Source organism: Paenibacillus sp. J22P15, from assembly GCF_056269345.1.
The window spans coordinates 1,050,264-1,062,883 of the sequence record NZ_JBWDNT010000001.1; the positions used below are offsets into that span (position 1 = coordinate 1,050,264).

The following is a 12,620-nucleotide window of genomic DNA, read 5'->3' on the forward strand; positions in this document are numbered from 1 at the left end:
GTATCTTAATTATCCATTATTTTCTTTATCTTAGGTATGGAGCATCCAATGAAGTGATTTGTATTATTGTCTGATCCGATAACATAAAAAAAACACCGCCAAAGTAGATGGAATCTTCCTTTAGCGGTGAAGAATATTATTATTGCATAATCGCTTTGGCTACGATCGCTAGATCTGTAATATCAACCTTACCATCATGATTTACATCCGCTTTCTCATTCCACCCCTCTTGACCTTGTTGTGAACCGTAAACTCCCGCAACAATGGCCAAGTCACCGATAGAAATTCTTCCATCTCCAGTGACATCTGCAGTTATTTTCTTGGCATCAAATACTTGAATAGCTGTTTCCATGGCGATTTTCACGCTATCCACCTGTTGTTGAGTGGCGTTCGGATCATTTGCTATCACAAGAGCCGCATCGATCACCAACTGCAATGACGCTTTGGAGCCATTTGCATAAAGACCATCCTCATCGCCTTCCACTGCTGCCGTGTACTTGGCTTGAGCACTTGCAATCAACGTATTCAAGAGGGTCTTATCCACAGGTATAGTTGGTAGCGTGATTTGAATCTCGCGGAAGGCTTCGCCGACCTGCAGCTCATTCCCTTGTCCGTTGGCAATCACAACCTGGTCAATAGAAATGATCGTATCCGTTTCCTCAGATACGGATTTTGCTTTAAATTTGAATGTGAGCAAGTCTCCTTGACTAGCCACGTTCGCTCCAACGCTAGCAGCAATGATACGGATTTGTCCTGGGACCTTCTCTTTTGTACTAATAACTTGAAATCCGTCTTTCAGTGATGTAACCGATTCGAACTGTACATGTACCGGATCAAAGTATAGCGTCAAATCTTGAGCATTTATCGATAAATACTCATTTTGTGTAATGTTGCTCAACCCCATTGTTATATCAAATGTTTGACTAGCGAGAACCTGCTGCTGGCCAGCTAATGTAGATTGAGGTAAAGCTGCAGGTAATACAGTCACACTGATACTTGTTGTTAACGCTACATTATTCGGATTTGAAACTCCGTTAGGCAAAGTAACCACTCCGTTAATTGTGAACGTCTGTCCTGCCGTTGAAGTTGGAACATAGGTTGAAGCATCCACATTCCATACCACACTCGCATCATAGCTGCGCTTATCCGTCACTAGTTCAACGGTTGTAGGCAAGCCGAGAGCTGTCGCCGTCTTCGCTGTTCCGTTAACAACCCCGGTGATGGATGTCGGTGTTGTAATTCTTTCAAATACCGGTACATCATATATTTCGAATTCGGTTATGTTAGGTTCTCTTCCCCAACCGTTGGAGTCTGTTTGTGTAGCCGTAATCATCAACCTGACTTTCTGTGCTGTTACTCCGGTGAAAGAGTGTGTTGCCGTTGTTTTCACAGTAGTCCCGCTTGCAAGATCTATCCACATTGAACCATTATAATACTGAACCTTATATCCAGTTGTCCTGTTCAATTCCTCTTTAATAACGATCTGATTGAACGTTTTATTGGAGCCAAAGTCCATTCGGAGCCATTCGTTAATACCTGTTCCAGATTGTGGTGACCATTTCGTACTTGTGCTTCCATCTTTTGCTCTGTCTGGTGTAAAACTTGTATTATATTGACTGGAAGCCGTTGCCGTTGCAGTTAGGGATAGATTTACATTCGGATTTGGAACTACGGGAACATAGTTATTGCTTCTGGATACCGTAAAACCTTGTGCCGAGTCGATTGTATCGGTATTCGTATACATGTAGGATAGCGATATGTTTTTCGCTACTCCGCTTTGTGTAAAGCTATTTCCTTGAACAACAACATCTTTTGACCCGTAAAAATTAAGCTGCAATCCGCCTTCATGTACAATATTATTGTTAAAGCTGAATCCGTTAACACCTTTGGAATAAATACTCGTTGTTCCGTTCTTTTTAAATGTATTACCTTCAATTTTGATATTACTATGGACTGTTTTATCAGGGTTCGTTGAGGAAGTGCTTGGTTCGATACTAATTACAGAATTTCCTCCATAGTTAAACCTGTTACTGCTAATGGTTACATCTTTCACCATACCCGATTCATACCAACTACTCGCGTCGTCAGCAATTAAAATCGCACTCATTGGTGCTCTATTAAATGTATTATTGTCAATTAACACTTTTCCTCGTGTAGTCATCAAAATACCTCTAGTCGAGAAGGATTCGAATGTTGATCCTGTAATCGTAACATTCGGAGTCCAGGTAACGTTTTCGACATAGAAATTATTTACATTCACCGTGTTTGGAACATCTTTATCCAGTGTGAGAAGAGTATTGAAGTCGTCTACTCTTGTAACTGCTGTCACTTTAGCGCTACCAACGGCCAGCAAGCTGGAACCCTCGATATATTCAATCGTGTCGTTAACCGTAAAGGCATCAAAACCCCAACTCTGATTGTGCATAAATCTGACTTTAATCTGATTGGAAGCTGGTTTTTCAACGATCCTAAGATGAGTACCATGAACGTTGATCGGATCGTCATGAGCACCAAAAAAATTGGAATTATTGACTTTGATCTCGCCTTTGACTCCGGAAAATTGCATGAAATCAGCCATAGAAGCGTTCGTACGACCGCTGCCAGCTTTTGGGGCAAAATTCAAATTTTCAAAGTCAAGATTCTCACTATATTGTCCTACGATCCCAAGCCCAGGGGCTGCATGGAAATTTACTCCTGTCCACGTTACATCTTTGCTTCTGTAGATAAAAGCACCTTGTTCTTTACGTATATCATTTCGAAGCTGATACGTATATCCGTTTACAGCTATTGGAGTAGAATTAAAGTTAAATCTTACTTTTCGGTTCCCCAAATCCTGAGCACTAACCACGCCGGATAAAGGATTCGAATTTCTCCATGTCTCTTTCGTATTAGGATTATATCCTTGAACTTGCGTGATGTTTGCAAATCCGCCAGCTACCCAATTATCAATTGCATTCCCGTTACTATCAACTTCTCCAGTCCATTGAAGACTATTATTCTCAATTTTATACAACGAATCTGGATGAATTTCTGCTTCGAAATACTTACTGCCAACGTTAGTTACGGTCAGTTCAGACATAACAGGTCGTTTAAAATCAAAACTAATGTTATTCAAATTCACATTCGTAGCATGGTCAAATATAATGGGTGTCATTACCCCATGGAACAACAACGTTGATCCGTTACCCCGGATCGTAATGTCACTTATATCTTTAAACAATAGACCTATCTTTCTCCACCCTCCTGGTGTTTGCGATGCTGTCGAAGCATTTGAAATATAGTACTGCGCACTAATGGCAGATGAATCTTTAAAGTGATAGGTGCCTGCAGGGAAATCTAGAATTACCGGCTTAGCGGCATTTTTGGCGGCTGCAATCGCTTCATTTACCGCAGGTCCTGCGTCGTCTCCCGTGTAGTTGACGGTTATGACCGAATAGGTTTTACCATCCATGGTTTCCGTAGTTTCTGTATAACTAGTAGCAGCCGTAGTTGTCGGTATGTGAAACAGACATGTTATTGCAAGAAGCATGAAGCTCAGAACTACCACATTCAAAGGTTTTCTTATCATCACTTTCCACCTCTCTAATTATGTAATCGCTTTCACATCTGGGCTTAAACACTCTATTTGATTCCCCCCTAATCCTTAAGAGTTTATTTGTTAAGCCTGCACATATTATAATTCACCTACGAATCAACAAACATGGAATTTTATCCTTTGTGATTTGTAAAATTAGATGAGTTATTCCTGGCATCATCCGTAATAAATCCATCTCGGCTTCGTAACTTAAGTGAATATATCTGATTTACCAGACTTTTGAATTCGATATGGATCAGAGAATACCTTTTAAGTTGAGAGTTTCATAGTTTTCAACATTTGATCGATGATTAAACTAGCTAATATCCACCCTCACAAGATATTAGCTGGTTCTTTGTAATGGAGACATAGCTGTTAAAAAAGGCGCAATCCGTAGGATAAGCGCCCTGAAATCAGCTTGTTATCAAACTCTTTCCCTCTGTCGGTATGAAAATCTTAACGCGATCAAGTCCCACAGAGAAGCTGGCGATGGCCCTGTTCACCAACGCTGCTGTCTTCTCAGGTCCGCTACTAAAACCGATCATTTCGCGGTTAAAGAGGTCGACAAACAAGCATACGTAGTGCCATTTACCCGCAACTCTCACGTACGTCATATCGCTGACAACAACGGCAAAGGGCTCGTCTTGATCAAACTGTCGTCCAAGCTCATTCTTTACTTTTGATTCATTAGATTTGCATTTAAACGGCTTATACTGTGCAACGGTGTAGTTAGAAACTAGTCCATGTTTGTTCATGATACGACCGATTTTTCGTCGTGAAGCACCCAGTCAATTCCACCTTGATTTTGCGTGTTCCATAGTTGTTTCGACTGGCTTTAAAGATGTCCACAACTGCATGCTCAAGTTTCTGCTCCTCTTCATTCGTTGCAGGCTCTGACTTAATAGGTGCTACGAGGCAATTGGAGGACTTCACACATTGCTGATACCGAGTACTTGTGAGCGTTATAACGGATCACATTTACTTTCGTCCCATGATCAGCGCGGCTTGCTTTAAAATATCGTTTTCCATTTTTAGGCGCTGGTTTTCTTTGCGCAACGCAAGTAGTTCGTTTTCCTCTGCCGTACGGTTGTCTTTTTCTTTGAATGAACCTGTTTTCTGACTCTCGGCGATCCAACGATCAAATGCAGAAGCGCTCAGATTATATTCTCGGACAATGCTCGCCCTTGATTTTCCGCTCTCATAGTGCTGGACCATTTGCTTCTTGAACTCGGCAGTAAATGTACGTCTTTATTGTGGCATAGTAGATGCGCTCCTTCATCGATTATCTTCATTCTACTAGCCCTTATTTTTTCTGTCTAACTTAGTGTAGACGATCCACCTACCAATTCCGGAGCATCCTAAACAAATCTTAATTCCGATGTATAGACTTTCACCACCTAGCTACGCGCTATGCGTGGCGCACTAATATAAAAAAGATATATTCCCCTCAATTAATAGGGGAATATATCTTTTTTCATTTTCATTCATTGTGTGAATACATTAGCCTTTAACCGACCCTGCCATAATCCCTTTAACAAAATAACGGCTTAAAATAAATACACAAGCAAAGTTGGTAGTGCAGCTAGTAGAGCCTCGGCCATTTGTACATTTCATTTTACAATTTGACTTCCCGTCAGATTTTACAGAGCTACCATTATCGGCTGCTGTTTTTGAGTCGTAAGCGTAACTGCGAACAAAAATTCGTTCCAGACTCTTGTAAACTGCCATATTCCTACAACAACAAACCCGGTAATCGAAATCGGCATAATCACATATAATATGAGCGCGCAGATAGACAGACCGTAAACTACATGCACCAATATGAGCCCAGGAATCATATTTTATAATTCAATAGTTTGGAGAACGCGAATTAACGGAATCAAGACGCTTTGATAGATTAGCTTGCAGGTTAAATACATGAGTTGATGTTGCATATGATATGCTCATAAAAACACCTCCGTAATAAAACAAATCAAAGTACAGCATTAAGAAAATTAATGATATGGCGACCTGATCAAGTCGCCATATCATCTTTTGATCGGAAAAATCTTACTTTCTATTGTGGAGCATATTAAGATTTATTTAGTGCAGGTTAATTCCAGGTAAGATTATACAACTAACCTGCAGGATAATGCTTTATACACCATAATCCTGCAAGTTAATTCATCAGAAATGTTACTTATCCATATAAAATCTTACTTCACTTTGTTTAGCATAGCTAAGATCAAAGTCACTGCTTCTGCTCTTGTTGCAGATGCAGCAGGCTTAAAGCTGCCATCAGTATATCCTTTAATCAGACCTACCTCTGCAGCTGTTGCCACATATGCCCTTGCCCATTCCGGTACTTGATCGGCATCGTTAAAATCTGGGTTGGCACTTGTATCCACTTTAAGTCCAAGTACGCGTACCATCATGACAGTCAATTCCACACGCGTAATTTCATTATTTGCCCGGAATGTACCATCTTCGTACCCGTTAATGATACCGGCTTGAGCGATACTTTGAATATATGGATGTGCCCATGCTGGCGTTTCTGCTTGATCAGTAAAGCTAAACTCGCTATTACTGTCAGTATCCAGCTTCAATGCACGTGCAAGCATGGCTGCAAATTCACCTCGCGTTACGGTGCGATCCGGTTTGAACGTTTCATCCTCGTAGCCATTTACAAATCCTAGCTCCACCGCTCTTTCAATCGAAGCTTTTGCCCAATGTGTTGTAATATCCTTCAACTCAACAGGTTCTGGTGTCGGCTCTGGAGTTGGCTCTGGTGTTGGCTCTGGTGTCGGCACTGGTGTTGGCTCCGGTGTCGGTTTTATTACCGGTGGCACATACTTCTCTATTATAGTTACAACAAATGTTGCACTCTTACCTTGGTAGCTTATTGTAACTACTTTATCCCCGGCCGTATTACTTACAAAGCCGTTTACAGTTAAATCTGATACTCCGAGTGTTTGCTTACTTCCGTCGCTGTAAACCGCCTTAACTACAAGACCAGCTAATTGAAGTGATTCGCCCACTTCATATTTTGTCTTAGTAGGTAGCTGTTCGATGACCATAGACTTGAGCACAACGCTTGGTGTACCCACAGTCAAGTTAAGAAGTGCTGTACCTGTGATTTCTTCACTTGTCGCAGTAACTGTTACTTGTCCTTCCGTTGCTGTAACATCTACCGTAATCAGACCCGTTTGCTCATCTATCACTACTCCTGTCGTTTCAGGAATACTGTAGATAACGCTCGCATCCGCTACTATATCACCGTTCTCGTATTTTACTGCTGCTTCAGCTTGCGATGTCACAGTACCCGAATCTGGTATTTGTAGGCTAGTCGGATTCAGATTTAATTCAACCGTTGTTGCAATGGGGGTCGTGTCACTGACGGTAATGTTTAATGTCTGTGCCTCCCCTGCATTGAAGGTGAATGTTAAAATCATGTTTCCTGCTGGTTGCGCTGCCAAATACGCCTTGTGAATCGTTATCGTGTTTTCTGTAACCGTGTAGTCCGCTTCAGCAACCAAAGCTGTATCCACATTACTGATGCCACTTAAACTATTTCCATTCAGCTCTAGCGTAACCGTCACATCCGCTTGTTTTTCTGGATTTTTGTCGAAGCTCGCACTTGTCGGCGTTATTACGCTGTTTTGATTAATTATTTCTTCCAAGTTACGTTTCAATAAATTAGCCACTTTTTGGTGCGTATCCATTGTTGGGTGATACCCATCTAATGTATCGCTTACGGTAATCCAACCTGCTGTATCCACCAGATATACGTCTGTAATTCCACTATCCTTTAGTTTTTCAACCACCTCTTTAACTTCTGTGTTTAAAAACCCTTGAAGTGGCGTCATAATAGCTATAGGAGTTTTAGTACCATATGCCGTTTTTAATTGTGTCACAAAACTTGAATAGGTATTAACAAAATCTTCACTTTCTTGCGGTGTATCAACAGGATTCGCATTTCCGTTATCGTTTGTTCCTAAATTTATTACAATCATATTTGGAGTATAGTTTGTAGTATCCCATGATTCATTGGTGTCATCAAAAGCAAACTGCTTTAATTTGAAATACTGCTTCGCCATACCATCTTTACTAGCAAAGCTTCCACCATTATGTCCATCAAGCAACGCTATTCCACCTTGTGCCACTATACTATGGTCTACTCCTAAGGCTTCACCAGTATACCACGCATAGGTGTTTGTGCTCGCTGGCTCATAAAATGAACCTGCCGTAATAGAATCCCCTATAAATTCTATTAAATATCCATTATCCTTTGCTGGTTTCAAAGATTCCCCCTCTTTTAAATATATTCCATCAATTTTTATACTTTGCGATTCGTCTGGTACGACCACACGCAAAGTATGTTCACCTGAATTCAATCCTACTGGTGTAATATTTACAGATCCAGAGACATTTTTATACATAATAGGAGTTCCGCCATCTATGCTAACAGCGATATTGGCAGTCTGCTTTAACCCAATAAATATTTCTTCACCTGTAAAGGATGTTTCAAAGTAAGCTCCGCTCCAATAGCCTTCTTTTACTCCATTATTATTTTTCCATCTACCTACATACTTAATATTTGAGTCCGTAGCATCAAACTTAGTTAACTTTTGAACATATTTAGGATATTTAGCATTGATATAAGTATTGACACCTGCAATCTCAGCATCGGTTAGCACTTTATCATAAATCAGAACCTCAGCAATGTCACCGGCGAAGAAGGTATTGCTACTACTGCTCTTGGCAATAAATAGTTGCTTAGCAGTATTAGTAATAGTTGGAGCTTTGTTCCCTTCTTTCTTTACTAATGTACCATTTACATAAATACTGTCCTCTGTGCCATTTTTCATACCAATGGTTGCACTGAGATCATTTTCTACCTCTGACCTGTTATAAGTAGTTATACCAGCTTGACCCAATGCCTCGCCAATGCCGAAACGCATCTTCACTGTGCCTTTTTGTGGTGCAAGAGATACTCCCCCCCAACCACCAGTTTCTGGCATATACAATGCTGGCTTATAGTCTCCATAAGCAGGCTGATCAGTACCCATAAACTTACTAACCAATATAATGGTCATTTCTTCCTTACCATTAACTTCAGCAAAATCACTTAGCTCTAAGAAATCATTGTTGCCATCAAAATGCAGGTACGAATAACCATCCTTACTTTGCACCAGCTGCGGCTGGGCAGCGGAGATTAACTGTATCAAGCTTTGGCCACCAACAGCTGACGCCCACTGGCTAACAAAACCATTCTCGTCTTTGGTCACGCCTTCGTCGGCCTTCAGATGCAGCAGAAGTTGTTCTTCAGAAATTAATTCATCCAGAATGTAATATTGGAATGTCTGCTCATTGATTGCCAGATCGCCCAGGAATGCTTTGACTTTAATAGTCAATGTGCTATCAACCATAATCAGATTTTCATAGATTAAGCTATCCTTCGTAGGTTCAGAGCCATCAATGGTGTAGTATAGCTCAGCCCCCTCAACAGGTACACTTAAATGTACTTCTGTAGGCTCGGTATACGCTCCAGCTTCAGGTGTTGCTTTAACTACAACTGGCGTCCCCTCCACCTTAATCGTTGCTGCAGACGCTTCTGAGAATTCGTCAACTTGCTTGACATAGAGCTTATATTCGCTAGAGAACATTGGTAGAGCGATTTCTTCAGCATTGCCCATCGCTTTGGTCATTATTGCGCTCTCTGCAAACTCAGTTGTACCTGCGGGTGCTAACCAAATTTCATCCTCCTCATTGAGCCAAGCATGTAGCGTAAGCTTTTCTCCGTTCGATTGATTCAATACTGCCTCCTGCGGTAGTAATGCATCCTGTACTGAGCCGTAGATGTCAGTCAGAATAGGAGCAAATTTCACTCGATACTCAGTCGTCAAACCAGAGTTTTGTATAATATCGCTAGCTTCCTTCGGCCATACTTTATCTGCAATATGGTTAAAATTTGTACTAGTAATATTGATTGATTCCCTCTGTGCGATACTAACTCTATTTTTGTCCGAAAAGTTATTGTCAAACTGCAAATCATGTTTTCTACCATACTCAACAGCAAAAATTGCAGATCCCGTTAAATCAGCAACAACATTGTTCTGAATCGGTGCATAATATGCTGATCCTTCATCTGTGTAAATTCCATTCTCTGACCCTCTGCCGAAATTACCAGATATCACAGTTCCCTCTTGTTCACCTAAAGTGTAAATCAGACCGCCGTCATGCAAAATTGTCATTGTATCTTCAATGCGATTATTAATAATTTTGTTTTCTTTGCTGACCTTAGTAGGGACGCCGGGCAAAATACTGCCACCCTGATTATTAATGCTTCCCCAGTCATTGAATCCTGCAGGCACACCGTCAAAATTACACCAGCCCCAGCCAATGCTCATACCACTATACGCAGCATTCTTAATGAAGTTGTTGCTAACTTCTAGCCGCTGTGAATAAAAAGTTGTGATCGGACTATGAGATGGGAACAAGCGACAGTTATCCATAAAAAAATTATTAGATATCTTCACGTCTCGAGGTGCTCGCTCTGTACCATTCTGATATTTCTCCTTGTCAGCTGTAGCTCCTTCGATAGGCTTGGACGGATCCATATCCTTGTGATGGACGTAAACATCTGGCTCCAACGAATCATTTTCATAGATATGCTGAGGATTACCGATAGTCACGCCTGCGCCACCGGTCTGATAAATAAAGTTACCAGAAACCTCACTGCCATCAACATCGTTAGCTAGCAGCACGCCTTCTGCACCGGTTAACTTAATTTCGCCATTAAGAATTTTAATATTGTGAGCGTACTCCATTTCGATCGCACCAGGTAGCGTATCCAAGTTTCGGTACATATCAAAATGCCAGTTGTTTGTAGCATAAGCGGTAAACGTAGTGGCCGCCTGCACTGTAGATTTTCCATAAGAATCACCAATTTTTTGCAGACCCCAATCAGAGTGGGCAAAGGTAACACCCTTAAATAAAATATTTTTAGTCTGACCAGTGATGGCTTTCTCTCCAGCAGTTGTTAAATCGCCAGAAACCACTGGAGTTCCCCGAAATTCAACCAGCGTTTCCAGACGAGGAACCACTACACTAGCGTTTGCTAAGTTCTCATCGTTACGAGGAATGTAATAGAGCATTTGTTCTTCCCGATCAAAGAAAAACTCGCCAGGTTGATTTAAAAGTTCGTAAGCATTCCAAATTTTATGATTGCCGCTACCTGAAAAGTTCACTCCCCAGCCAGGGGTCTGTGCAATGGCGCCATAAGGCTGCTGGAGTTTCATAATCCATTTACCATTAGGCCCAGCATCCATTTCTCGAACGGTTACGATGTTTTTGTTCCAAACCTGTTGATTTTCAATTTCCACATCTTCAATGTTACTACTAATCATCGGGAAATCAGTTTGGTTATATAGAATCGCATCAGCTTTGCTTCCCATTTCCCAAGCCCAATCTGGCGTCTTGGTACCAGCATCGCCTTTCTTAATGCCAGTTTGGATGTTAAGATCATCCAAACGAATATCGATATTTGTAGCAGCTTGATGCTTATAGGCAAATATACGGAAAAACAAGTCTTGACCCTTTACGTTTGTAAACCCCTCGCGTCTGGACCAGTCAGAAGGTTCGGAATTCCCGTCTTTCCAGAACTTGGAATAATAGCTACCATCCTCGGTAACCATCATCTTCACCTGATACCACTGCTCATTGACAAACGGCATTGCCGTGACATTCTCTTGTAAAGCATTTCCATCCGTACCAGACTGGAAATAGACCTGACGATTAGGCATATGAGGCGCAAATTTAATGCCTGCCCAAGTGGTGGAACTTCCACTTCTCACGTTGGCACCTATTAACCCCAGCGCTTCCCAAGTATGAGAAAATTTATGTTTTTCTCCGAACTGAATTTTATAAGAAATTAATCCATTTTTATAAGCTTTATCCAAAATTTCAAAGCCTAAGTCTCCGTTTGCTGTAGGAGCCAATTGGAGCACCTTATTTCCATTCCCATCATCGATGACATTAACAATACTGTCAGCGGGTTTGCCGCTTGCAGCAAACATTTTGAGATCAGGATCGTTAGTTCCAATTCGACCAAGCTCACGAGCATTAAAATTATCGCTATAGAGCGGCGACCAGTCGAAGTCGTTAATATCGATGGTTTGTCCAATGGTATAAGTCCCCCATGTCCCCTGCGCTTTCACAGCACTTTCCGTGGAGGCCATATAAGAACGCTCACCGTTAACATACAACGCCCGCAGTTTATGGTCACGATTCAGGGGCATCTTGTAAATCGTGTTGCCATTCGGAAGGATCGTATGTTCTTCCCACTCATTCTCCAGTTTCATGCCGCCGCTGATCTCAGGTTTGGCGCCCGATGCAGCCTCATAGCGGATATAATAGCCGTTGCTGCCGGAATCGCCCTCCCCAAATCGCACAGTATGTTCTAGCTCATAGGTACCGTCCATCAAATAGACTACGATATCACCAGTCATATTTCCATTAATTTTTGCAACTTCTTCTTTGGCTTTTTTTAATGTTGCAAATGGTGCTTCTGCTGTACCCGCAGATGTATCGCTACCGGTATCAGAAACATAGAAGGCTGCCATTACATTGGATTGCGTCGTTGTATCGAATTCAGCCGATACTATTGATACCGACAAATTACATACCAATAAAATTGCTAATAATAACGCTAATACTTGCTTCTTCATCATAACTCCTCCTCATTTTTGTATACATTTACACAAATGGAATAAACATAATAAACCATTACTTCCAAGCTGGATCGCTGGCTGCAGTAGCTTGATTAGCACGGTTCTTATCGATGTTTTGAAGCATTTTTTTAGAATCGTTCTGACCAAGAATGACATTCGTGATTTCCTTACCAATTTCCATCCACTGAGGATTTACATACTTAACAGCTGTCTGATATACCGTGCCTTGCTCCGGATAAGCCGCATAGAATGATTTCACTCCATCTGAATATTTATCGTTCGCTCCAGAGATTGGCAATGTATTATACTTGTTAACATTGTCAATCATGTATTGT

At 41.3% G+C, this 12,620-nt stretch carries 2 protein-coding genes and 3 pseudogenes; all 5 read right to left on the reverse strand.

Annotation, left to right across the window (positions count from 1 at the left end; all coding sequences use genetic code 11):
• Positions 1-139: 139 nt before the first annotated feature.
• The gene (locus AC0YN6_RS04850; protein ID WP_475745484.1) at positions 140-3,568 is read right to left on the reverse strand and encodes an alpha-1,3-galactosidase-related protein; all 3,429 of its coding nucleotides are present in this window, start codon (positions 3,566-3,568) and stop codon (positions 140-142) included.
• Positions 3,569-3,973: 405 nt separating this feature from the next.
• Positions 3,974-4,822: pseudogene (locus AC0YN6_RS04855) on the reverse strand (IS3 family transposase); the annotation flags it as partial.
• Between the two features lie 252 nt (positions 4,823-5,074).
• Positions 5,075-5,469 (reverse strand): annotated as a pseudogene (locus AC0YN6_RS04860) (ABC transporter permease family protein); the annotation flags it as partial.
• Between the two features lie 300 nt (positions 5,470-5,769).
• Positions 5,770-12,285, reverse strand: a complete 6,516-nt coding sequence (locus tag AC0YN6_RS04865; protein WP_475745485.1) for an S-layer homology domain-containing protein — start codon at positions 12,283-12,285, stop codon at positions 5,770-5,772.
• A 55-nt stretch (positions 12,286-12,340) separates the two neighbouring features.
• A pseudogene (locus AC0YN6_RS04870) lies at positions 12,341-12,620 on the reverse strand (hypothetical protein); the annotation flags it as partial.